Origin of the sequence: Arthrobacter sp. S41 (assembly GCF_004320535.1) — a bacterium.
GTDB lineage: Bacteria > Actinomycetota > Actinomycetes > Actinomycetales > Micrococcaceae > Glutamicibacter.
The window spans coordinates 102,951-126,822 of sequence record NZ_SIHY01000002.1 but is presented as its reverse complement, the minus strand read 5'-3'; the positions used below and the strand labels follow the sequence as shown (position 1 = coordinate 126,822).

Genomic DNA, 23,872 nt, shown 5'->3' with positions numbered 1-23,872 from the left:
TGACCGATCATGTCGAGAATTGAAATCAAAAATCTGAGCAAGAAGTTCCAACGTACTGGCGCTAGCGACCAAAGCGCAGTCACGGCCATCGATTCACTTGATCTGTGGATTGAGGACGGCGAATTCTTCACCTTGGTGGGACCGAGCGGATGCGGTAAGTCCACCTTGTTGGACATCCTTGCTGGGTTGAGCACACCGAGCCAAGGCGAAGTTCTCGTTGACGGGCAGCCTATTTCTGGGCCTAGCCTGGAACGCTCAGTTGTCTTTCAACAATATGCGCTGTTCCCGTGGCTCACCGCAGCAGCCAATGTTCAGGTCGGCTTGGAAAGCCAAGCGCGACATGGTCAGGGCCTGAACAAGGCCGAACGCCGGATACGAGCGCACGAATACCTACGCTTGGTTGGCCTAGAAGGCGTGGAAGATAAGTACCCGCACGAACTTTCCGGAGGAATGAGACAGCGTGTAGCGATTGCCCGAGCTCTTGCCCACGAACCAAAGGTCTTGCTCATGGACGAGCCATTCGCAGCGCTGGATGCGCAAACTCGCGAACAGCTTCAAGACCTGTTGCTGGACATCTGGAAACGCACCAAGACCACCATCGTTTTTATTACCCACGGTATTGAAGAAGCGGTCTACCTAGGGCAGAAAGTGGCGGTCATGTCCGCCAGACCAGGGAAGATCAAGGAAATTGTGAACATTGATCTTCAAGATCGCCAGTCGGTAGATGACATCCGCTCAACCCAGCAGTTCGGTGAGTACCGTCATCACATCTGGTCACTGTTACATAGCCACAGTCGCCAAGACGTAGCCGCGTCGGTCGAAAAAACCTTGATTTCTTCAGGAGCCACAGCATGAGCACACTAGCATTGCCAGATCAGCAGATCAGAGTTGAAACTTCGTCCGCGCAACGAACAGCACCAACGGGACGAGCTGGGGCAACGATAAGGAAAACGCTCTACCGTTCCGGAGCAATCATCGGGTTCTTACTGGTGTGGGAACTGATTCCACAATTTCTCCTTGAACCGGCCTCCAAGGTCTTCCTTCCACCATTGCACGAGGTACTTCAGCAATTATGGAAAATGATCGTGAGCGGAGATCTGCTGACACATATTTCCGCCAGCTTAGGACGCTCAGCCATCGGTTTCCTTCTTGCCCTGGTGATCGGTGTACCGGTGGGGCTAGTGGTGGCATGGTTCTCGCGAATCGGAGATTTTCTGAATCCGCTTCTGGAAGTATTCCGAAACACTGCGGCCCTGGCACTGTTACCGGTATTCACTCTCACTCTTGGCATTGGCGAACTCTCCAAGGTCACCATCGTGCTCTACGCAGCGTTCTTCCCGGTTCTGCTCAACACCATTCTGGGCGCACGCAGCGTAGATCCACTGCTGATTCGTGCAGGCAAAACGCTGGGACTAAACAACTTTGAGATTTTTTCAAAGGTCGTCCTACCGGCCTCTGTGCCGATTATCTTTACCGGCATTCGCATGGCAGGAACTTCTGCAGTGCTGGTTCTAATTGCTGCTGAAATGATCGGTGCAAAAGCTGGTCTTGGATATCTGATCACCAACTCGCAGGCCAGCTTCCTCATTCCAAAAATGTATGCAGCGATCTTGACCGTCGCCATTCTCGGCTTTGTTGTTAATGCAGCCCTTGTGGCATTGGAGCGACACTTTTCGCGCTGGGCTCGCGCCTAACTCTCAACTCTCACGGATAAGGACCAGAATTATGGCACGCACTTTAACCCTCAACGCATTCTTGCTAACTACCGGGCACCACGAGTCCTCGTGGCGATTGCCCGAGAGCGACCCCCATGCAGGAACAGAAGTTGACCACTACATTCGCTTGGCGCAGCTTGCGGAAAAGGCCAAACTCGACGCAATCTTCTTTGCTGACGGACCGGTGCTTCAAGGGCCGGTGGCACAACGACCAGCCGGAATCCTGGACCCAGTGACACTGCTTTCCGCTATTGCGCCGGTGACTAAAAATATTGGACTGATCGCTACGGCTTCCACTAGCTACAACAATCCTTATAACCTTGCTCGCCGGTTCGCAACGCTGGATCTGATCAGCAATGGACGAGCAGGCTGGAATGTTGTGACCACTGCCGGTGACGCAGCTGCGCAGAATTTTTCCCAACAGTCACAGCTTGATAGTTCACAGCGCTACGCCAGGGCGCACGAGTTCCTGAGCGTGGTGAAAAAATTGTGGAATTCGTGGGAGCCAGATGCGGTCATCGCTGACAAGGCAAGTGGCACGTGGGCGGATCCGGCCAAGATTCATCCAGCCGCTCATGTGGGGGAGCACTTCCAGGTAGCGGGAGCGCTGAACGTTCCGCGTTCGCCTCAAGGACACCCGGTGATTATTCAAGCCGGAGCCTCACAGGCGGGCAAGGAATTTGCCGGTCAATGGGCTGAAGCTATATTCACGGCTCATCAGTCCTTCGAATCAGCAAGGGACTTCTATCAAGAGATCAAGACCAAGGCCGTGGGCTACGGACGCTCCGAGCAGTCCGTCAAAGTTTTGCCGGGTATCGTTCCCATCCTCGGATCAACGGAAGCTGAAGCTCTTGAGCTGGCTGATGCCTTGGATGACTTGATTCTTCCGGAGTATGCAAAGAAGACCTTGGCGCAGCAACTGCACGTAGCCCCGGATGTTTTGGAGCTTGACGAGGTGCTCCCCGAGGGGCTGGAGACAGCGACTTCCAAGGAAAAATCCACCTCACGTCGCGACCTGATTTTGGATCTGGGATACCGCAAAAATCTGACGGTTCGTCAGATTATTCGTGAACTCGGCTCAGGACGTGGTCACCAGACATTTGCTGGAACCCCTGAGCAGCTGGCGGACCGAATCGAATACTGGTTCAAGGCAGGTGCCGCTGATGGCTTCAACATCATGGCTCCGGTATTGCCCTCGGGCCTTGAAACCTTCGCCGAACACGTTGTTCCGTTGTTGCAGCAACGCAAGCTCTTCCGAACTGACTACGATCAGAGCACTCTGCGTGGTCACTACGGGCTTGAAGTGCCCACCGTCGATCATGCGGGCCTTGTTCACTAGTTACACTCAAACGCGCTGATGGCTCAAAGATCTAGTAGCTCACGCCAACAAAAATCGCGGATGCCATGGGAGCGGGTCCCATCGGTCCTTGCACCAATTCACCCTTGGAACTACTGGGCACAAAACGACGCTTGGACTCGTGATTTCACACGAGTCCAAGCGTCGTTACTGCGTAACTTCAGAGGTTGTTGCGTATCAGCCTAGTCGGCTTCGGCTTCGGCTTCTGCGGCTTCTTCCTCAGCCTTTTCCTGATGGATGGCTTCAGCTAGAAGCTTCTCCATCTCCTTGGCAACACCCGCGGCTGATGCAGGGTTCTGTCCGGTCACCAATCGTTCGGAAACCTGAACATTTTCTTCGAAGTTATCGACGGCAATGTGGTTCGCGCCCTGCTCGGTGAGCTTGTCTGCAAGGAAGAACGGAATGACCTTGTCCTTGCCCGCTGCAACTTCTTCATCATTCGTGAAGGCTGCGACATCCTTGCCACTAAGGAGCTTCAAACCGTGATGCAACTCGACATCAAGGAGTCCCGCTGGACCGTGGCAAACAGCGCCGACAACGCCACCCTTGTTGTAAATGCCACCAACAAGTTTCTGAAGGCCTTCGTTATTAGGGAAGTCCCACATGGTGCCGTGTCCACCTACGAGGTACACGGCGTCGTACTGTTCTGGATCAACAACTTCTACCCTGGCAGTGTTGTAAAGCCCAGCACGGGTGGTCTCATCTTCAGTAAATTGAACTTGGATTGGGTCGTCGGTATCGACCGTGTCCCGTGGCGGCTGACCGCCCTTAATTGAAGCAAAGTCGACAAAGTGTCCTGAATCTCGGAAGACCTTCCAAGGGTGGGCTGCCTCTGCCACGTTGTAGCCGGTGGGCTCTCCTCCTGCACCGAGTTCGGAAACGCTGGTTACGACCATGAGGATTTTCTTCACGGAGTACTCCTTTCGCATTTGTTCTTTCAGACTTATACAAACGGCGTTCAAGTTCAACCTGACTGATGGGGTTTTCAGACTTCTATATGATTCTTCCCTGACTTGGTGATGGTTTATTTGAGCAAAGCATCAGCCTTGCCAGCAACCTGTTGGCCAAACCGATCGAAGCTAGCGAACACTGCTCGGCGCTGAGCCCGCGATCTCGCAACGAAGTAACGGAGCATGTGAGTGCCAAAGCGGCTCATCATCATGTGTCATCTCGAAAATGGCGCTCTGGCTACAATTCATAAATTTCTACAATGTGGAACTAACCTTTCGTTTTTCAGCCTCTTGCGGATACGCTGAATCTCGATTGGAACAATTCATATAAGTGAAAGTGAGCAGTCATGAGTCAGACCGTTCTTCAGCGTCATCTTTTCGGCCCAGGTCCATGTAACCCGTACCCGGAAGCAACGGCAGCTCTTGGCCTGCCACTGCTGGGACACCTGGATCCTGCGTTCATTGCCCGGATGGATCATGTAGCCGAGGGACTGCGAACACTGTGGGGCACGCAAAACCTGCGCACCCTTCCGCTGAGCGCTACCGGATCAGCTGGAATGGAAGCTGCGTTTGTTAACACCATCAATCCCGGTGATGTCGCTGTGATTGCTATTAACGGTCTGTTCGGCGAGCGCATGTGCGAAGTTGCCTCACGTGTTGGTGCCGAAGTGGTCCGCGTGGATCACGAATACGGCACTCCGATTGATGCGCAGCGTGTGGCTGACGCTCACCCGAATCCTTCGGTGATTGCTGGTGTGCATGCAGAAACAAGCACCGGTGTGCTTTCGGACATTGCTGCCTTGGGCGCTATCAAGGGTGACGCGCTGCTAATCACTGATGCGGTAACTTCCATTGGCGGTATGCTGGTACTGGCTGATGAGTGGGGGATCGATGTGGGATACGCCGGCACCCAGAAGTGCATTGGTGTGGCCCCAGGGTTGGCTCCGTTCACCATCTCTGACCGTGCCTTTGAACGTCGAGTACAGAAGCCACAATCGTGGTACTTAGACCTCGGACTGCTCGGAGGTTACGCCACCGGTTCTGCAGGTGGCGGTCGTACCTATCACCACACTGCACCGGTGGCCATGGTTGCCTCGCTGGAGGCGGGAATTGATCGAATTCTGTCCGAAGGATTGGATGCGGTGACCGCTCGGCATCAAGAAGCTGGCTCGTTGTTGCAAGATGGTTTGCAAGAGATGGGCCTGACGCTCTTCGCCCAAGAAGGACACCGACTCCCACAGTTGACCACCGTGAACGTCCCAGAAGGTGTGCACTCGGCGAAGGTGCGCGGCTATCTGCTGGATCGCTTTAACATCGAGATTGGTGGTGGTGTTGGTCAGTATGCCAGCACCGTATGGCGTATTGGCCTGATGGGGCCAAACGCCAACCCGGGTTCGGTAGCGCTGTTGTTGACGGCGCTGAAAGAAGCCATCTCCAAGGCGTAAAGAAGACCAAGGGAAATCAAAAAACACTACGACGGCCAGTACTTATTTTCTAGATCAGCTTTCCTCATGGCTCATAGTCCGATACTGTCGGCTATATCATTCGTTTCGACATGAGAGAAGGCAGAAGGATGAAAGCCCTTTTTGATTTCAGTTTCAAAAAGTTCGTAACTCCGTCCATCGTCAAGTTTGTCTACATCTTGATCATGGTCCTGTTGGTTATTGCCTACCTCGGCATGGTGATCAGCGCTTTTACGGAAAGCACCATGCTCGGACTGTTGGTTTTGATCATCATCGGACCACTATTCGTTTTGATCTACCTTGTTTTGATCCGCGCTGGACTTGAGTCGCTGATTGCTTCGATCCGTACCGCGGAGAACACTTCGGAACTTGTCCGACTTGCTGGTGGCACACCACCAGCTGAAGCAGGACATGGATCGTTGCCAAATAACCCACCAGCACCACAGGGTTATAACCCAACAACGCAATACCCATCGCAGGGTGGCGCACAGGTTCGCCCGGCTGATCCGGACAACGGTGGTACCACTCCACCACCAAATCCGTACCAGAAGTAAAGTCAGCAAAGAGAAATGATCCGCACCAATTGGTGCGGATCATTTCGCTTAAATTGAGGGTTCCACGTTTTGCTTACCAGTCGTTAGTTGCTTTGAGCGAAAGCACCGGACAACCAGCTTGAAGCAGCACTCTTTGAGCGACACTACCCATGATGAACTTTCCCATTGGGGTGCGCTTGCGCAGTCCAATCACAATGAGCTCGGCTCGTTGAGCTTCTGCCACTTGCAAAATCTGGTCTGCGGCATCGATGCCCTGGGTTTGACGCTGAATCCAGAAATCTACTCCGGATTCAGTCAATCGTGCTTCCAGATCGTGATGCTGTTTAGCATCGATGAGCCGATCATCAACTAGTTGGTCTCCTTTGGAGGAGTTCACCACAATCAACCTTGCTTGTCTTGCTGTTGATTCTTTGATGGCCCGCTCCAAAGCAGCTTCACCCTCAGGGGAGGGGATGTAGCCTACAACGATGCTCATGAGTTCTCCCTTTCGTCGTCGTCTGCGGTCGTGCCCGAAACTCCGGCCTTGTGCTTTGGATGGTCGGCCACTTCGCCAAGGACAGCTTCAGCAACAACATCATGGCGACCACGGGAACGGCGGATGTAAGTAATCACGGCTGGCAGTACTAGCAGTACCGCGATCAACACGTAGATCCCGACCGCTAATGGTTCACTCCAGATTCCTGACACACTGCCCGAGGAGAGCTGGAAGGTTTTGCGCAGTTGTTCCTCGGCCATCGGGCCGATGATGACACCAAGGATCAGTGGCAGCACTGGCAATCCGAAGCGACGCAGTGCAAAGCCCAACAGACCAATGAGCAGCAAAATCCACAAGTCTGCTACCTGCATGTTCACCGAGAACGCGCCCAGGGTAGCGAAGAACAAGATGCCCGCGTACAGGTAGGGGCGAGGAATCTTCAAAAGCTTGGCCCACAGTGGCGCCAACGGCAAGTTGATCAGCAGCAACAACGTGTTGCCGATAAACAGGCTGGCAATCAGTGCCCATACCAAATCGGGTTCATTCTCGAAGAGGAACGGGCCAGGCTGGATGCCCTTCATGGTCAAGAACGCCAACATCACCGCAGCGGTCGCGTTGGTTGGCAGGCCCAAGGCCAGCATTGGCGTCAGTGTTCCGGCAGCTGAAGCGTTGTTAGCAGCTTCTGGACCAGCAACACCTTCGATGGCACCGTGGCCAAATTCCTCAGGGTGCTTGGAGAGCTTCTTCTCTGTTACGTAAGACAAGAAGGTTGGAACCTCGGCGCCGCCGGCAGGCAATGCACCAAAAGGGAATCCGAAGGCAGTGCCGCGAAGCCATGGCTTCCAGGAACGCTTCCAATCTTCCTTACCCATCCAAGGAGTGCCGACAGGAATGGTGTGCGCCGGAGTACGGCGCAGGTGAGCGGCGATCCACAGCGCCTCGCCAATGGCGAAAATTGCCACGGCGACAACCACGATATCGATACCGTCAATCAACGGAGCAAAGCCGAAGGTCAGTCTCTTTTGGCCGGACACTGGATCCATGCCCACAAGACCAATAGCCAGCCCCAAACCGAGGGCAGCAAAACCGCGGATCTTTGACGAGCCCAAGACGGCAGTAACCGTGATCAGTGAAAGCACCATGATGGCAAAGTAACTTGGTGCGCCAAGGCTCACCGCAAACTTCACCACGATTGGTGTGACAGTCACCAGCAGCGCTGTACCGATGGTTCCGGCAACAAATGAGCCGATCGCAGCGGTGGCTAGTGCCTGAGATGCCCGTCCAGCCTTGGCCATCTTGTGGCCTTCAATGGCTGTGATGACGGTGGCCGACTCGCCTGGAGTATTAAGCAGGATGGAGGTGGTGGAACCACCGTACATACCGCCGTAGTAGATACCCGCAAACATGATCAAGGCACTAGATGTTTCCATGCCGAAGGTTAGTGGCAAAAGCAGTGCCACGGCCATCGCTGGACCAATGCCAGGAAGAACGCCAACTGCAGTACCCAAGACCACGCCAGCGAAAGCGAACAGCAGGTTGATCGGGGTCAGAGCGGATTCAAATCCGCCCATCAATAAATTGAATGTATCCATTTACAGCACCCCCGAGAGAATTCCGGCGGGCAGTTTGATGCCCAACCCCAAGTAGAAGCCGTAGAAAGATCCAAACGCCAGTACCAGCGAGATCACCGCGGTGAGGGCCCAACGGCGAGCGCCCAAGCTAGTTGCAACGCCGAAGAACAGGATCGTTCCGGAAATAACCCAACCGGCCCAGTTGATCAGCAACAGGTTCAAGACGAAGAAGCCAAGTAGCGGCACAAGTACCTTCCAGTCCGAAGGCTGGCTCAGATCAACGTCTTCACCCTCATCTCCTTCAGCGAGGTTGCCTCGGGCCACGGCGATGCTCAGGGCAATAGAGGAGAGCACTAGGATTCCTGACACCAGGTAGGGCACTGCCTTAGGCCCGATAGCGTCAGCCTGGGAGTACGTCGCATGTAATTGCGACGCGTCAACAAACACAATGATTCCGACGAGAAGAAGAAACGCGGCGAACAACAGTTCGACGCGTTTCTTCTTTGCGGTATTTACTGCGCTCACGCCAGACCCAGGGTCTTCAGGACGCTTGCTACACGCTCATCCTGTTCGGTGAGGAAAGCAGAGAAATCATCACCGGTCATGAACGCGTCGGTCCAACCGTTAGTTTTCAGTGCTTCTTTCCACTGCTCGGAGTCGTGCATTTCGGTCATCAGCTCAACCCACTTGGTCTTGTCCTCATCAGAGATACCTGGAGGGGCAACCAGCCCACGCCAGTTTGAGAACACCAAGTCGATATCAGATTCCTTCAACGTTGGAGCGTCAACACCTTCAAGGCTCTTTTCGCCACTGGTTGCCAGAACTCGAACCGAGCCCTTTTCGATCTGCTGCATGTACTCGCCAGCACCCGAGGCTGCAAAGCCGACCTTGTTGCCCAAGATGGCTGGCAGTAGATCGCCACCGCCGTCGAAGGAAACGAAGTTCACGTCCTTAGGGTCAATACCAACAGCTTCTGCCAACTGCATTGGAAGCAGGTGGTCAGGACCGCCAGGGGAGGAGCCGCCACCGACGGAGATCTTTCCTGGATCCTTCTTCCACGCTGCGACCAAATCGTCGATGGTCTTGTATGGCGAATCCTTGGAGACCATGATGGCTCCTGGCTCTTCGATCAGCTTGGCGATTGGGGTGGTATCGGTCAGCTTTCCATCGGTGTCATTGGTGTAGCTGGCACCAACTACGCCCAGACCCATGAGCATGGCCAGATCGCCATTGCCCTTTTCGTTGATCATGCGGGCCAGACCTACGGTGCCACCAGCGCCGGCTAGGTTAAACACTTCTGGATTGGTGGCCAGCTTGGCTTCGTCCATGACCTTGGCGCCCACGCGTGCGGTGGTGTCGTATCCGCCACCTGGAGTATTAGGGACCATGATGCGCAGGTTGGCGATTGGTGCGTCTGACGTTCCGGCGTCGGATCCCGACTTCTCAGAGGTAACGCCACAGCCGGTGGCCCCCAAGGCCAGGGCTGCAGTGGCGGCGAAGACCGTCAGGGCACGGAAGGATTTGAAACTTTTCATTGATTGCAGCCTCATTGCTTGAATCGTAGTTGCGAGTAGTTCCACAGTAAGCATGGATGTGAACTAGGTCACTCTTACGTACGCAAAGAAAATACTGTTCATTGTGTAACCGCGAATTGTGATTTGAGTCATCAAAAAGTTCGGTAAAGTTGCTGGGTGCCCCAAAGGCGGGGAAGAAATGAATCTTGGATAAGGATGTGTCTGTGAGTTTAAAAGCTTCAAAATTCACCGACATCTTTGCTCGCAGGATTTCCTTGGCCGGACAGTACCTCATCTTGCAGTTACTGATTATCGCGGTAGTGCTGGCGGGAGTAGTTGCTGTCTCGCTAACTCAGTCCACCAACAACTTTGAAAAGGTGGAAGGCCGGCGCAGCCTTTCAGCGGCAGAGTCTTTAGCTGCTAACCCGCTGATGCGCGCACTCATGCCTAAAGCAGCACCGGAAATGGGATCAGCGCTTCCCGCGATGGCTGAAACCACGCGAAGTACCTCGGGGCTGCAATTTGTCACCCTCGCAGATGAGCATGGCACCGTGGTCACCTCCACCTTCCCTGATGAAGTTGGAACCTCAATCCTGCAGCCAGAATCCTCTGTGGCCCAAGGTAGGGGGTGGGCCGGCGAAATAGACCGCAACGGCAGTCACGTGCTCATTGCGCAGGTGCCGGTACTCGACGATGACGGAAAGCTTGTAGGCATCGTCAGTGCCGGGCAAAGCTACCCCAGCACTCAAGAACTCATCCAAGAGATTGCACCCAGCGCGCTGATTACACTGTTCATCTCAGTGATCCTCGGAACTGTCGGTTCAGTTTTACTTTCGCGCAGGGTCAAGCATCAAACCCGCGGCATGGAACCGCAGGAGATCGCCGAACTCTTTGAACACCGTGAAGCGCTGTTGCATGGGGTGAAGGAAGGAATCATTTCGGTCTCACCGGATAGCCGAATCATGCTGGCCAACGATACCGCCATCGAACTATTGCAACTGCCGTTACATTGCGTGGGTAAAAAGCTCACAGAACTGGAAATAGCACCACAGGTCAGTAGGGCCTTGATGACAAAGCAACAACACCCCGACCGGCAGTTCCTCATTGGAGAACGCGTTGTTGTCTTCAACCGAATGCCCGTGAAGACTGCCCGCAAAGATCTTGGATCTGTGACGACCTTCCGTGACCGGACCGAGCTGACTTTACTTGAGCAAGAGCTTGGCGACAGCAAGGCCACCGCAGACATGCTGCGAGCCCAGACGCACGAATTTGCCAATCATCTACATGCCATCTCCGGGCTCATCCAGCTAGAGGAATACAACGAGGTGGTTCGCTTCATCGATGGCGTCAGCTTCAGCCGCAGCAAAGTCTTTGAAAACCTCGCGGCGCAAATGGCCGAGCCCACGATCTCTGCCTTGCTCATAGCCAAAGCCAGCGTGGCTGCAGAACGAGGAATCCGACTTGAAGTTTCGCAAGACTCAAGTCTGGGACGAGGGGACGACCAGAGTGCAAGGGACCTAACCACGGTGCTAGGCAATCTCATTGATAACGCCATTGATGCTGTCGCCGAGATTGATCAGCCAACGATCAATCTCTCCATCAATGACCTCGATGGACTGATAACCGTCATTGTCGGTGACAATGGATCTGGGATTGCTGATGAAGCGATGAATGAAATTTTCACTCAAGGATTCTCCACAAAGGACACCACCGTCTCAGGCGGCAGGGGCTTTGGCCTGGCACTGAGCCGACTGGTTTGTCGGCGCCGTGGAGGAGATATTGAAGCGATCAATGACAATGGCGCACGATTTACCGCAACACTCAGAAAGTAGGACCTATCCAGTGATCAAAGTTCTGGTGATCGACGATGACTTTATGGTGGCAAGAGTGCACGCCGGATTTGTCAGCAAGGAGCCAGGGTTCACCGTTGCAGGGATAGCGCATACCGCCAAGGACGCCATCACGGCCACCCAAGAGCTGAACCCTGACTTGGCCTTACTGGACATCCACCTGCCAGATATGAATGGTCTGGACCTATTACAACGGTTACGCAAAGTTCAACCGAACCTAGATATTTTGGTGATTAGCGCCGCCCGGGAAATGGATACGGTTCGCCGCGCACTACGAGGCGGTATCGTGCATTACCTGATGAAGCCCTTCTCGTGGGATGACCTACGCGAAAGACTGGGGCACTACGCCAAGACCTACCAGCCATTAGATGAGGCCACCGACCAAGAAATGGAACAAGCCGACGTGAATCGTCTCTTCGGCCTTGGCGGACAGACTCGTCGCCCACTGCCCAAAGGCTGCAGCGCGGAAACCATGGTGCTGGTGGAAAACATCGTCAAGGACGCAACCGAACCCATCTCGGCCACAGAGACAGCAGAAAAACTTGGCACCTCACGAGTGAGCGCTCGCCGGTATTTGGAGTACTTAACTGAGGAAAGCATGGTCCAAGTGAACTTACGATATGGGGGAGTCGGGCGTCCAGAACGCCGGTATTCCTGGAACAAGTAGCACGCTATCTGACGAGCAAGGCCGCTTCTTTCATCCGTTGAGGATGCAAGAAACGGCCTTTAGTCATCGGTGGGTTAGCTGAGCAATACGGAGATCAGCCGTACCGAGGATGCAATGATGGCAACCAAGCCGAGAAGGCCGAACAGGTTGTGCCACCACCGGTTACGAAGTTCTCCCATAACGTGGACGTTGTTGGCCATGAGAACCAGAAGCACTCCCAACAGTGGTGCGATAAGGACGGTCAACGATTGCGCGATGACGATTAGTCCTACGGGCGAGGATTGGAAAGCAAGGGTTACTAACAGCCCAAAAGCCAAGATGAGTCCGGTAACGATTCGCGCGGTGGGCGATCCACTCTTAGACCCCTTTCCCAGTGCATCTGACATCATCGTTCCGCCAGCAGTGGCATTGGCAATCATTGATGAGAACGCTGCGCCAGATAGGCCGAGGGCAAAGATCACGGTTCCCACCGGTCCAGCCAGTGGCTCAAAGATGGCGGCTAGTCCATTGATGGTTCCTGCTTGCGAACCCGTTGATCCGAGGACGGCTGCAGAAACCATGATCACCAAGGCGGTCATGATCCCCGGAGCCACAATGCCAGGAATGGTGTCGACAAGCGTGATATCTCGGTAATCTGCACGCGATCTCGCATTTTCTTTGATGCCATACGAGTTGTAGAACGCTGCGTTGATGGAGAAGTTGGTACCCACCAGAGCCACAACAAGAATTTCGCTTCCGGCAGGCAGCTGCGGCACTAATCCGGCAGCAGACTGGTACCAATCTGGTTTGGCAATCACTGCGCTGGCAATAAAGGCGACGGCCATCAGGGCAACGATCACCAACAAGGCTTTTTCAACTATGCCGTAGACATTGCGGAAGGCGAGAATCAGACCCACTCCGGCGGTACAGATGACCGTCCATAAGATCGGTGATCCGCCAAACACCATCGATAGCCCAAGACCGGAGCCAACTGCGTTGCCTACGGAGAACATCAAGGTAATACCAAAAACACCAAAGCCTGCGGCGATGCCCGTGGCTTTACCTAGATGATCTTTGATTGCGGTAATGAGCGAACTTGGCGAAGACAGGCCAAAGCGCACACTCATGTCGGTGAAGAAAATCATGAGAATCGTTGAGATGGCGATGACCCATAACAAGCTGTATCCATAGCGGCTACCTGCTTGAACCGCAGTGGTCAGGTTTCCAGGTCCAAATTGCCATGCGCCCACTACAAAAGCTGGACCCATGAGTGCAAGATAGCCCAGAAAAGTACGACGCTTTCGGGTTCCAGCACCATTGTTGTTTCTTACCGGGCGCTGCTGACTGCCGTAATTGGACGAGGCTACGACGACATTGTTCGGCTCGCTCATTACGAGTCCTCCTTTTGGTACGAACTCATTGTTGCTAAAGATTCAGGGAAAAGAAAACGGTAGGTACTGCATTGGGGTGGCACTTCTTCGTGCCACCCCACAGCAACTCAACGATTAGACGGAAACGGTCACTTTGCCAAGGTTCGCTGACTGTAGCGCCGCTGCAATTTCCTTGTCCGCGCCAGCAGCCAATGGAAGTAGTGGTGGACGGACGGTAGCGTGGTCCAGAATTCCACGGGCAACCAGCCCCTCCTTCAGCGCCACGGTGCCTTCCATGTGGGATCCGCGGTGGTAGACATTCTTCGTCACTGGCAGGATCCGATCGTGGATTGCCCGAGCAGCTGCATAATCCTTGGCCTTGCCTGCGGCGATCAGCTCCACCAATGGTTCAGGAGCAAGTCCACCGTAACCAACCAATGCGCCATCAACATCAAACATCGTGTGCAGCAGGTATTCGTCATGGCAGGTGAGGATCTGAAGATCCGGGTAAGTCTTGCGAAGAACAGGAATCTCGGTATCCCAGCGCTTCATATTGCGCACACCGTTCTTCGTGGCGAAGACGCCTTCTTGGCCTGCAATTTCCAGCTGAGTATCCAGGTCATAGGTGGCCTTGGTGGCATCTGGGTATTGGAACAGGATCAATGGCAAGCCGCTGGTCTCGTAGATTTCTTTGTACCGAGTCTGTGGCGCTCCCTGCTGGTAGCCGAAGCGCAACCATCCATGAGATGGGTAGACCAATCCGGCTGAAGCGCCGGCTTCAACGGCCCGCTGAGCTTCAAGAGCTGCGACGGTATTTCCTTCACCGGTGATTCCGGCAATGATGGGGATTTCGCCATTGACGGAGTTCTTGAATTCGCGGATGACCAAAGCCTGCTCATCTTGCGTGAGGAACGTGCCTTCGCCTGCGTGGCCAAGAACCACAAGGCCCTTGACGCCCTCGACACTGCCTAGCCAGGAGCCGAGTCGGTGAATGGCGTCGACGTCTACGCTGCCGTCGCAGTTGAAAGGGGTCACTGGTGCGGGAACCAGCCCGCGGAGATCGATGGTCATTAGAGCTACCTCCATGTAGTTCGGAAAACCCGCTAAGATGAAAACGATTGCGGGAACGTTTTCATTCTGACTTGTGGCACGTGTCACTGTCAAGAGGTATTTTTTGTCAGATCCGAAATAGAGTGTCTACTAGGAATGAAGTGAACAGGAGAATTTAAATGGAACCGGTGATCCCGAGTGCAGCGGTAACGCTGAAAGATGTAGCAGTCGCTAGCGGAGTGAGTCTTTCAACAGCCAGCCGCGCCCTCGACGACCGCGGGAATGCTCCGCGTTCTGCCACAGCAGATCGGGTGCGCAAAGTGGCCGAGGAACTGGGCTATCGCCGTAATTCCTTTGCTTCGAATCTTCGCCGCGGACATACCCAGACGTTGGGAGTCTTGGTCCCTCGGCTCAGTGACACCGTCATGGCTTTGATGTTTGAGGAGATTGAGCGTGCTGCTGCGGCTCGCGGTTACTTTGCGATTGTCGCTACCTGCGGTGATGATCCGGAAGATGAAAGAAAATCAGCTCAGACGCTGTTGGACCGAAGCGTTGACGGCCTGATTCTTGCCACAGCGCGAGTCGAAGATGAATTACCAAAATATCTCAGGGATACCGGAATCGCTCATGCGCTGGTTCTGCGTACCGACGGTTTGAGCCCTTCGGCACTGGGTGATGATGAAGTGGGTGGGTATCTTGCCACACGACATCTACTGGATCTAGGGCACGAAAAAATTACCGTCATTACAGGCCCCGCGTTTACTTCAACGGGTACGGCTCGACTTGCTGGGGCGCATAGAGCATTGGCTGAAGCAGGAATTTCTACACCTGAACCATGGATGGTTTCGGCCGGCTACGGCATCAAGAGTGGATACAGCGCAGGGGAAAAGCTGCTCAACAAAAAGCCAAATAACAGGCCCACCGCAATTTTTGCAGCCAACGACAATTTGGCCATGGGCGTGATGGCTGTGGCTAAGGAGCAAAATCTCGTCGTGGGCGAAGATATTTCTCTGGTTGGTTACAACGATATTCCTCAGTCGGAGCTTCTGCCCACGCCGCTGACTTCTGTGCGGATTCCATTGGAGCAAATCGCTAGCAAAGCGATTGACCTGATTGTTAGTCCAGTCAAAGGCCCAGAAATCCGAAAATTCATGCCAACTTTGATCCCTCGTGCTTCAAGCGGGAAGGCAAAGTAGAGGCCTGAAGAAACACGCAGGCCGCCTTGGATGCTCTAAACGAAGGCAACAGAAACGTTGTTGCGATGCTCGCTGGCGGCGTAGGTTCCAAGGATCTTGATTTCCCAGGTGAAGAACTCTAGTTCTTCCAAAGCCAAGCGCACTGGCAGATCCTCTGGGTGGCCTTCAACATCAATCATGAAGGTTGTGGCAGCGAAGGAAGAGCCAACCATGTAGCTTTCCAAACGCGTGATGTTCACGCCGTTGGTAGCGAAGCCACCCAACGCCTTGTACAGCGCGCTAGGAACGTTTCGAACCTTGAAGACCAAAGTGGTCACCGTTGATTCGGGAAGCTCAGAGCGCACGGGTAAAGGCTGTTCGCGCGCCAAAACCACGAAGCGTGTGGTGTTTGTGGGGTCATCCTCAACACCTGATGCCAGCACCTCAAGCCCATAGAGTTCGGCGGCCATTGGGGGAGCCAAGGACAGTTTTGTTGGGTCGTTCCATTCGCTCACCTCGCGTGCAGATCCTGCGGTATCTCCGGCAATGACCGGCGTTAGCTGGTTCTCGCGAATGATCTTTCGGCACTGTCCCAACGCGTGGATGTGACTATGTACTTCGGTGGCGTCTTTGAGCGTTGCCCCAGGCAGACCGAGTAGGTCAAAACGGATCCGCAGATAGTGTTCACCGACAATTTGTAGGTCGGACTCTGGCAAGAGAACATGGATATCAGCAACACGACCAGCCAGCGAATTCTCGATGGGAATCATCGCAAGATCAGCGTCCCCATTTTCCACCATGGCGAAGGCATCCTCGAAACTAGCGCAGGGCACTGCCTGCATATCGGGGAATTGTTCAGTGCAGGCCATATTGGAATTGGAGCCAGCTTCACCTTGGTAAGAAATCTTGTTGCCCATCATTTCAAGGTACCGCTCTTTGCCCGTTGCACTGATGTCCATGCCAAATCATGACGTGATAGTTCCGTGAAGTAGCAACAAGCAGTTGTAAGCCCAGAATGTACTGAAGCCTCGAAACATTTTTATGTTTCGAGGCTTCAATAGTTTTCTCAGATGCGTAGTTTAGGACTGCGCGTAGTGTGCGGTCAGCTTGGCTAGACCTTCATCAATGCTGACGGCTGGTTTCCAATCAAGGACTTCATGAGTCTCACGCTGATCAAACCAATGAGCTGTTGAAAGTTGCTTGGCCAGGAAACGAGTCATCGGAGGCTCATCATGAACCAAATTGCGTGAACCGGCCGCTAGCCAGAGCTTCTCAATGATTGTACCGGCCCCGCGAGCCAACCAGCCTGGCACGTTGAGCTTGGGCGCTGGAGCGCCACCGGCCAGGCAGATGCCTGCAATGAGCTCACCGACTGGTCGCGGTTCACCATTGGTTACCACCAACGCTCGGCCATGGGCGTGGTCCATACGCTCTAAGCCACGAACGATGGCAGCAGCAGCGTTATCGATGTAGGTGGTGTCGATGAGCGCAGCCCCGTGATCTAACAACGGCAGGCGTCCACCCTTGGCGCGTTCAATGACGCGTTCTACCAGCTGGGTATCACCGGGTCCCCAGACCACATGTGGACGGATGGCTGCCACGCGGAAATCAACCGAGTCCAGCGCTAACGCGTTGAGCTCAGCAGCAGCCTTGGACCGCGCATAGTTGCCGTGCGCAAGATCAGGGTTGGCAGTACCAGCTGTTGCGCCGGCTAATGAATCGCCAAAGTGGGCCACAGAAGGTGAAGAGACAAAAACGAAGTCTTTGATTCCGGCTTTTTGTGATGCCTGAAGCAGATTGTTGGTACCGGTGATGTTGGTGTCAACAAATTCTTGCCAGTGTCCGGTGAAGGAGACCTTGGCGGCCAAGTGAATCACTGCGTCCATTGATTCAACCGCTTGGGCTACCGCGGCGGGGTCGGTTAAGGAACCGCGGACTTCGTCCCCGGCATGACTCGAAGCGCTGCGCTGGAAGGTGCGCACATGGTGGCCTTTTTCGCTTAGCAGCTGAGCTACGGCGCCACCGAGCAGACCGCTGGCACCGGTCACCAGAACCCGAAGCGGGCTCAACTGGTCAGTGGTTTCGCTCATGGTGTGCGGATCCTTCCGCCAGCTAGCGTCGTGCTGGCCCATTGGGCCAACGCAGCGCGGTCAATTTTGGAATTATGGCGAATGTCGGTAGGCAAGGTTGGCAGCACTAGTACGGCGGCCACCTCGATACCGGTCTGCGCAACCGCGGCGCGAACCTTGCGGGCCAGTGCGTTGTCGGCTGGCCCAGGTTTGCGAGCTGCCGGCACGGTTTCCATGACTACCACTGCGGCTTGGGTTCCTGCTGGTCCAACACCTACCAGGGCGGCGCGTCCGGCGCCGACGACCGATTGCACTGCATGCTCGGCGGCGACCGGGGTGATAGCACCATTGGCGGTGCTCAACACATGACCCAGACGTCCTTCAACCCAGAGCAAACCGGCATCATCAAGATGCCCCACGTCTCCGGTACGGTGCCAGCCATCGATGGAGCTGCTGGCCGCTTCCGTGATCCACAAACGGTCGTAGCGATCTTTGACGTGCGGTGCACGGACCAGAATTTCGCCGGTGACGTTGGGGGTGTACTGCGGTTCATCGCCCGCAATGCCGAGCGCGTCAATAGGCGCGATTGCTACCGTGGCGCCGGCAACCGCGGTGCCAACACATACGCCGTTTCCGTCCCCAGCGGCACGAATGCCGGCAAGGTCGATATCGGTGACCGGTAGCGCTTCGGTCATGCCATACGGGGTATGAACCTTCGCGTTGGGCACCAACTCTTGAACCTTTGCCAACAGCGGCTCAGGAATAGGAGCACCAGCAGAGAGCATTAGGCCAACGCCTGCCAGTGTCTTGCGCTGTGCGGTGTTTAGCTCGGATTTGGTCTCTAGTACGTTGGCCAGGGCTGCCGGGGAGGCAAATACCGTGGTGGCGTTCACTGCGACGGCGGCATCAGCCAGAGCAGAAGCGGTCAGCGTTCTAGGCGCAGTCACATCCATATCGGGGGTGACTGAGGTGGCGCCGAGGGCAGGACCGAGCAACGCGAATGGTGCAAAGCCAGCTACCAGTGCTGAACCAGCCTTCAAATCGTAGGTTTCACGCAGGGTGTCTCGCATGGCTGCAAGTTGGCGGTGCGTGTACACAACGCCCTTGGCGGGGCCGGTGGATCCGGAGGTGAAGAGCACTGCAGCATCAGCATCAGGATCAGCAGCGGTGAAGTTCGCTTGACTGGCCGATAGCTTGCTACCGGTTTCTAGTAGTTCATCTAGGGTGTGCGCGACACCCAAGAGCTTACGTTTGGTAGCAGGCAAGGAGCCGACGGCGATCTTGGTGCCAGGCCAGTTAAGCACTCGGGCACCGGTTAGCGCGCGGTCAATTCCTACCAAGAAGCTTGGGCCAGCGCCCTTGATGGCACGGCCAAGTCCCTTAGTTCCAAGTCCGGCATCGGCCACAACAATGACCGCGCCCAAACGCAGGCAGGCATAAATCAACGAGGTCAGCTCAATGCCTGGCGGAACCAGAAGATTGACGCGGTCTCCTGATTTCACACCGACCTGCTGCAATCCAGCAGCTAGCGCGTTAACACGTTCGCCCAGTTGGGACCACGACAAGGATTGTGGCGGGTGAATGTCCACCACTGCGGTGCTGTGGTCATCGGAACGCGAATCCAGCTCTGCAAGCATTGGCTGATAGGGCGTGGAGCTTTGTGCTCGTGCTGACTCGGCGACGTGCTGGTTTCCAGCAAGCCAAGAAAAAATCGGGGAAGCGATATCTCGGTCTTCGCCCACCAGGTGGCTTGCACCTTCAAAGCGGTGCACCTGAGCGTGGGGGAGTCGTCCTAAGAGATCACGAAGGTAGCGGTCAGAGAAGACCGGGTCTTTCGGGCCCCACAGCATCAGTGCTGGAACCGATAGTGAGCGCACAGCCTCAGAAATTTCATCCAGCGCCGGACGGCTTGGATGCGAGGGATCAAATGGAATGTCCGCCACAAAGTTTGCCACACCATCGCGCACATCTGCGCTGGTGTAAGGGGCCATAAAAGTCTTACGAACCTCAGGCGCCAAAGCTGGCTGTGCCAAGGAGTGGGTGACCTGAAGGAAAGCACGCGTGGTTTTGGTTCCCCAGCCATGTACGGCAGGGTGGGTCGCCAGCTTCAGTGCTGACGGCAGTTCAAAACCAGCAGGGTGAATGGCGGTATTCGTCAAAACGACATTGGCCAGACGGTCCTGATGGGACACAGCCCAACCCAGAGAAATAATGCCGCCCCAGTCGTGGCCCACGGTGGTGACATTGTCACCTAAATCCATTGCCTCGGCCAGATCGCCCAGGTCATTAACGCGGTCTGCCAGTCGACGGAACTTGCCGGTGCGCTGCGAGAAGCCCATGTCTAGCTGGTCCACGGCAACTACACGCCAGGCCAACTGATTCTCAGAAACATGGTTGAGCAGGCTGCGCCATAGGTAAGACCACGTGGGATTGCCATGGACACATAAAAGCGTGCCTACTGGCGTGATGCCACGTTGAGCTAGTTCTTCCTGGTTGTCCAAGACATGCCACCGGTAGGTGGAGCCAGCGCCGTCCACCGGTGAGGTGGATGGAACATCGAGATATTTTGAGTAGATTTCCTTGACGCCGGGGAAAATCTCGGTCACCAGACAATCTCCATCATCGCGGTATTCAGTCCTGAACCAACACCCATGCACAGCACTCGATCGCCTGGCTTGAGCGTTTCAGCTTCCTGGGACAGAGTCATAGGCAAAGAAGCCGGTCCAACGTTGCCCCACTTGGAGAAGGTGATCGGCACACGATCCTTGACCAGGCCGACGGCCTTGATGATCGCGTTGGTGTAAGACTTTGAAACCTGGTGGGTGACGTAGCGGTCCATGGACTTCCACTCCCAGCCGGTGCGGTGAGCTTCATCCCACGCATCAACAACGAGCTCTAGGCCGTTATCGAGCAAGCCCTTGGTGTCGGTGTACATACCGTTGGGACCGCCAACACACAGCTCGTGGTGCTCGGTACCTGCACGGGACACGCCACCAAGAATGCGGTGTGCATCTGGGTGGGCGTCGGCTGGGCCGATGACCGCTGCAGCGGCTCCTGAACCTAAGGTTAGGGTCGCGAATTCACGCATGTAGTCTTCGCGGGTGGATCCTTCAGCGTTCAGACGCTCGAAGGTGGTTTCCTGAGTTGCCTTGGCATCTTCGCCGGCAACGATCAGCGCGTACTTGATCTGACCGGAATCGATCATGTTCGCCGCAAGGCTCATGCCGTTAACAAAGCCGAGGCAAGCGTTGGCCACGTCGAAGTTCATTGCAGAGGATGGCAGGCCCAGTCCGTTGTGAATCTTGGAAGCAACCGATGGCTCCAGATTGCGACGGGTTACCGAAGTATTGATGAGCAGTCCGATTTCATCGGGCTCAATACCAGCTTCAGCCAAGGCTTTTTTGCCGGCGATAATTGCGGCGTCATCAAATTCGACGCCCTTGGACCACCAGCGTCGTTCTTTAACGCCAGAAACGCGTTCGAGCAGTTTCTTGGATAACCGCAAACGTTTCAAACTTGGAGCCAGCCGCTCATCAAATTCGGATGAGGTCACCACCTCGGGTGCGAGGACGCTGTTCACTGATAAGAGCGCAACGTTGTGGTGTTTAAAGGTGGCATTGCCGTTCAAAGTGTTGCCTTCGTTTCTGCTGGACTATCTGTGTGGTGCATGCTGCGATGAAACGCGATTACCAACGGGCAGGTGATGCCGAAGATAAGTTTGTTCTCCTAGATTATTCCCTGCCAAGCCATTCGAAGAACTTGGAAGGCCAATTTCAGCCGAGGGCTGGAAACGGGAATAACGCAGACTCTCTTGATCCTACAGAGTTGTCCTATGAGAATCATGGAAAGATCGAAAGCTCACATTTAGATTTGGCCTGCGGGAGCGCCCCTTCGTTGGCGCAGTCCGTCCGCTTAGGCGCTATTTGGCTGTTCTTAATGGATAAGCCAGCGATGATTTTTAGCCATTTGGCGTCTCTTTCAGGGCTGGGAATCTTTGGGCTCAGGCCAAAAGAGGTGAGGTCAGCTTCGTAAGAGGTCTTGTTTTGTAGCAGTACAGAGCCAAGGGTCCTTTTCTAGTTATCTCCCCGTAGGATTTCAGTCATGACTTACCGTTTTAGCCAGGTGGACGTTTTCTCCCCTGATCCATGTTTAGGTAACCCAGTCGCAGTCATTTTGAATGCCGAGGGACTCGATGATGAACAGCTACGTCGCTTCTCTGTATGGACGAACCTTTCAGAATGCACTTTTGTACTTCCTGCAACGAGCCCTGAGGCCGATTACCGAGTCCGCATATTCAGCATGAACACCGAATTGCCGTTTGCTGGACACCCTACCCTTGGCACTGCGCGTGCGTGGCTGGAGGCCGGAGGCGTTCCAGCGACCGACGGAATGATCGTCCAAGAATGTGCAGCTGGATTAATTCCTATTCGAGTTGAAGACGAGATCTTGTCATTCGCAGCGCCATCGCTGCAACGTGGCGGCCCAGTGGAACCTGAATTAGTGGAACAACTTTGCGCGATTCTCGGTGTAGAGAAAGAAGAGGTCGTTGACACCCAGTGGATTGATAACGGCCCGGGCTGGGTCGGTGTGCTGCTCGATAGCGCGCAGTCGGTTCTTGCCTTGCGTCCCGATGCCTCGAAATTCCCCGGCCGGTGGGACATTGGTGTTATCGGTGCTCATCCTGAAAGATCCGAAAAGGCGTTTGAAGTGCGCGGTTTCTTTACCGAGGGGGAGGACCCGCTGCGTGAGGATCCAGTGACCGGAAGCCTCAATGCGTCAGCCGCCCAGTGGCTTATTAAAACTGGTCGTGCCACTGCTCCCTATGTTGCAGCGCAGGGAGGCGCGATGGGAAGAAATGGTGAAATCTTTATCACCAGTGTCGACGATCAGGTTTGGGTTGGCGGACGTGCCGAAGTAGTGCTCAGCGGCGTGGCAAAAATCTAGCTTAGGTAGTGCATGCCTTTTGGATCATTGACAATTAATTCCTCCTTGAACCAGACATCTTTGAGTTTGGTTTAAAGGGAAAAGAAATTGTGAATAGAATAAAGGCATGAATAATAAGCTCGGTTCCTCTGCCCGAGTAGGCATCAGGGACGTCGCCGCCGCTGCGGGAGTGTCGCTGACGACTGTTTCACACGCTTTAAGCGGTGCAAGGGCAATCAAGCCCGAGACGCGCGAACGTGTATTGGAGATTGCTGAACGGCTAGGGTACTCACCTGATTTACGTGCGCGCGGAATGCGAAGTTCGCGGACTTTCACCATAGGTCTGCTCAGCGACACCATCGCCGTGACCCCGTATGCGGGCCGACTAATCAGCGGTGCACAAGACGCTGCCGCCGAACATCAAAGCGTAGTGCTGGCCATCGATTCAACCGGGGACGCGCAACGTGAACTCATGGGAATCCGAACTCTGATGGATCACCGCGTGGATGGTCTGGTCTACGCCAAGATGTGGCACCAGCAGATTCAAGTTCCGCAAGAACTTGCTGGGGCGCGGGTGGTAGTTGCCAACGCGACTGATGCCGATTCGAATTATTCATCCGTTGTACCTGATGAGCGTCAAATAGGGATCGACGCAACCAACCATCTGATTAGCTTTGGTCATCAACAGATCGGTTTTATCACCGTCTCGCTGAGCGTACCGGCAGCGATTGGGCGCGAGCAGGGGTATCGCAACGCGTTGAAAGATGCGGGTATTGCTGTTAATGAGTCGTGGATCTGTGCCGCCAGTAATGGAGCCAAAGGCGGACGTGAAGCTGGACGTGACTTACTGGATCGCGAAGACCGACCGACAGCTATCTTCTGCTTTAACGACGAGATGGCCATGGGCGTTTATCAGGCTGCAGCAGGTCTTGGTATCAGAATTCCCGAGGACCTATCGGTTATCGGAGTTGACGACCTTCAGCTTATTACCAAGGCACTGGTGCCAACTCTAAGTACTGTCGCCTTGCCGCACTACCAAATGGGGCATTGGGCAGTCTCTCAACTGTTTGCTGAGACAAAAGACAACCCAGAATCCAAAACCTCAAAGCAGTTACGTTGTGAGCTAGTGAGCAGGGAATCGGTAGCTGCGCCGGGGCGGTAATTATTTTCCGCCATCTTTGGCTTTGACG

At 54.8% G+C, this 23,872-nt stretch carries 21 protein-coding genes; 10 read left to right on the top strand and 11 right to left on the bottom strand.

Annotated elements, in window-relative coordinates; genetic code table 11:
- Window positions 1-6 precede the first annotated feature (6 nt).
- Genes EYR88_RS11885 through EYR88_RS11875 form a run of 3 tightly spaced genes read left to right on the top strand, consistent with a single transcriptional unit; the run spans window position 7 to window position 3,054 of the window.
- Complete coding sequence (locus tag EYR88_RS11885; RefSeq protein WP_207306528.1) at window positions 7-855, top strand: ABC transporter ATP-binding protein; 849 nt, start codon at window positions 7-9, stop codon at window positions 853-855.
- Entirely contained in the window at window positions 852-1,694 is an 843-nt protein-coding gene (locus EYR88_RS11880) for an ABC transporter permease (protein ID WP_131089979.1), read from the top strand. Before EYR88_RS11885 ends, EYR88_RS11880 begins: the two co-directional genes overlap by 4 nt.
- Before the next feature lie 31 nt (window positions 1,695-1,725).
- Window positions 1,726-3,054 (top strand): LLM class flavin-dependent oxidoreductase, encoded by a 1,329-nt coding sequence (locus EYR88_RS11875; RefSeq protein ID WP_131089978.1) that lies wholly within the window; start codon window positions 1,726-1,728, stop codon window positions 3,052-3,054.
- 200 nt (window positions 3,055-3,254) lie between these two features.
- Here the strand turns inward: EYR88_RS11875 and EYR88_RS11870 are convergent, their stop codons facing one another.
- The gene (locus EYR88_RS11870) at window positions 3,255-3,983 is read right to left on the bottom strand and encodes a type 1 glutamine amidotransferase domain-containing protein (protein WP_131089977.1); all 729 of its coding nucleotides are present in this window, start codon (window positions 3,981-3,983) and stop codon (window positions 3,255-3,257) included.
- A 386-nt stretch (window positions 3,984-4,369) separates the two neighbouring features.
- Here EYR88_RS11870 and EYR88_RS11865 point away from each other — a divergent pair, with 386 nt between their 5' ends.
- Window positions 4,370-5,467 carry an alanine--glyoxylate aminotransferase family protein gene (locus tag EYR88_RS11865; RefSeq protein ID WP_131089976.1) on the top strand — a complete coding sequence of 366 codons (1,098 nt, stop codon included), beginning with the start codon at window positions 4,370-4,372 and terminating at the stop codon, window positions 5,465-5,467.
- Between the two features lie 128 nt (window positions 5,468-5,595).
- Window positions 5,596-6,039: a DUF4282 domain-containing protein gene (locus tag EYR88_RS11860; RefSeq protein ID WP_131089975.1), complete on the top strand. Its 444-nt coding sequence runs from the start codon at window positions 5,596-5,598 to the stop codon at window positions 6,037-6,039.
- 73 nt (window positions 6,040-6,112) lie between these two features.
- Here EYR88_RS11860 and EYR88_RS11855 read toward each other — a convergent pair whose 3' ends face one another.
- The 4 genes from EYR88_RS11855 to EYR88_RS11840 are packed head-to-tail and all read right to left on the bottom strand — an operon-like array spanning window position 6,113 to window position 9,620.
- Window positions 6,113-6,514 (bottom strand): universal stress protein, encoded by a 402-nt coding sequence (locus EYR88_RS11855; protein WP_131089974.1) that lies wholly within the window; start codon window positions 6,512-6,514, stop codon window positions 6,113-6,115.
- Window positions 6,511-8,106: a tripartite tricarboxylate transporter permease gene (locus EYR88_RS11850; protein ID WP_242632567.1), complete on the bottom strand. Its 1,596-nt coding sequence runs from the start codon at window positions 8,104-8,106 to the stop codon at window positions 6,511-6,513. Before EYR88_RS11850 ends, EYR88_RS11855 begins: the two co-directional genes overlap by 4 nt.
- Window positions 8,107-8,610: a tripartite tricarboxylate transporter TctB family protein gene (locus tag EYR88_RS11845; RefSeq protein WP_131089973.1), complete on the bottom strand. Its 504-nt coding sequence runs from the start codon at window positions 8,608-8,610 to the stop codon at window positions 8,107-8,109.
- A complete protein-coding gene (locus tag EYR88_RS11840; protein WP_131089972.1) occupies window positions 8,607-9,620 on the bottom strand; it encodes a tripartite tricarboxylate transporter substrate binding protein in 1,014 nt (337 codons plus the stop codon). The genes EYR88_RS11845 and EYR88_RS11840 overlap by 4 nt, the downstream gene beginning before the upstream one ends.
- A gap of 203 nt (window positions 9,621-9,823) precedes the next feature.
- Here EYR88_RS11840 and EYR88_RS11835 point away from each other — a divergent pair, with 203 nt between their 5' ends.
- Both EYR88_RS11835 and EYR88_RS11830 read left to right on the top strand, forming a co-directional pair.
- Window positions 9,824-11,431: an ATP-binding protein gene (locus EYR88_RS11835; protein ID WP_242632566.1), complete on the top strand. Its 1,608-nt coding sequence runs from the start codon at window positions 9,824-9,826 to the stop codon at window positions 11,429-11,431.
- A gap of 10 nt (window positions 11,432-11,441) precedes the next feature.
- Window positions 11,442-12,116, top strand: a complete 675-nt coding sequence (locus EYR88_RS11830; RefSeq protein WP_131089971.1) for a response regulator — start codon at window positions 11,442-11,444, stop codon at window positions 12,114-12,116.
- Between the two features lie 74 nt (window positions 12,117-12,190).
- Here EYR88_RS11830 and EYR88_RS11825 read toward each other — a convergent pair whose 3' ends face one another.
- On the bottom strand, window positions 12,191-13,486 hold the full coding sequence (locus tag EYR88_RS11825; protein ID WP_131089970.1) for an Nramp family divalent metal transporter: 1,296 nt from the start codon (window positions 13,484-13,486) through the stop codon (window positions 12,191-12,193).
- Between the two features lie 114 nt (window positions 13,487-13,600).
- A complete protein-coding gene (locus EYR88_RS11820; protein ID WP_207306521.1) occupies window positions 13,601-14,536 on the bottom strand; it encodes a dihydrodipicolinate synthase family protein in 936 nt (311 codons plus the stop codon).
- 158 nt (window positions 14,537-14,694) lie between these two features.
- Here EYR88_RS11820 and EYR88_RS11815 point away from each other — a divergent pair, with 158 nt between their 5' ends.
- Entirely contained in the window at window positions 14,695-15,711 is a 1,017-nt protein-coding gene (locus EYR88_RS11815) for a LacI family DNA-binding transcriptional regulator (RefSeq protein WP_131089968.1), read from the top strand.
- Between the two features lie 35 nt (window positions 15,712-15,746).
- Here the strand turns inward: EYR88_RS11815 and EYR88_RS11810 are convergent, their stop codons facing one another.
- From EYR88_RS11810 to EYR88_RS11795, 4 genes are all read right to left on the bottom strand, one after another.
- Entirely contained in the window at window positions 15,747-16,607 is an 861-nt protein-coding gene (locus tag EYR88_RS11810) for a prephenate dehydratase (protein ID WP_131090362.1), read from the bottom strand.
- Window positions 16,608-16,769: 162 nt separating this feature from the next.
- Window positions 16,770-17,780, bottom strand: coding sequence for an NAD-dependent epimerase/dehydratase family protein (locus tag EYR88_RS11805; protein ID WP_131089967.1), 1,011 nt, complete (start codon window positions 17,778-17,780; stop codon window positions 16,770-16,772).
- Window positions 17,777-20,365: an alpha/beta fold hydrolase gene (locus tag EYR88_RS11800; RefSeq protein ID WP_131089966.1), complete on the bottom strand. Its 2,589-nt coding sequence runs from the start codon at window positions 20,363-20,365 to the stop codon at window positions 17,777-17,779. Before EYR88_RS11800 ends, EYR88_RS11805 begins: the two co-directional genes overlap by 4 nt.
- The gene (locus EYR88_RS11795; protein WP_131089965.1) at window positions 20,362-21,387 is read right to left on the bottom strand and encodes a 3-oxoacyl-ACP synthase III; all 1,026 of its coding nucleotides are present in this window, start codon (window positions 21,385-21,387) and stop codon (window positions 20,362-20,364) included. The genes EYR88_RS11800 and EYR88_RS11795 overlap by 4 nt, the downstream gene beginning before the upstream one ends.
- 473 nt (window positions 21,388-21,860) lie before the next feature.
- Between EYR88_RS11795 and EYR88_RS11790 the strand changes: the two genes are divergently transcribed.
- Entirely contained in the window at window positions 21,861-22,703 is an 843-nt protein-coding gene (locus EYR88_RS11790; RefSeq protein WP_131089964.1) for a PhzF family phenazine biosynthesis protein, read from the top strand.
- A gap of 106 nt (window positions 22,704-22,809) precedes the next feature.
- Window positions 22,810-23,844 (top strand): LacI family DNA-binding transcriptional regulator, encoded by a 1,035-nt coding sequence (locus EYR88_RS11785; RefSeq protein WP_131089963.1) that lies wholly within the window; start codon window positions 22,810-22,812, stop codon window positions 23,842-23,844.
- Window positions 23,845-23,872 lie beyond the last annotated feature (28 nt).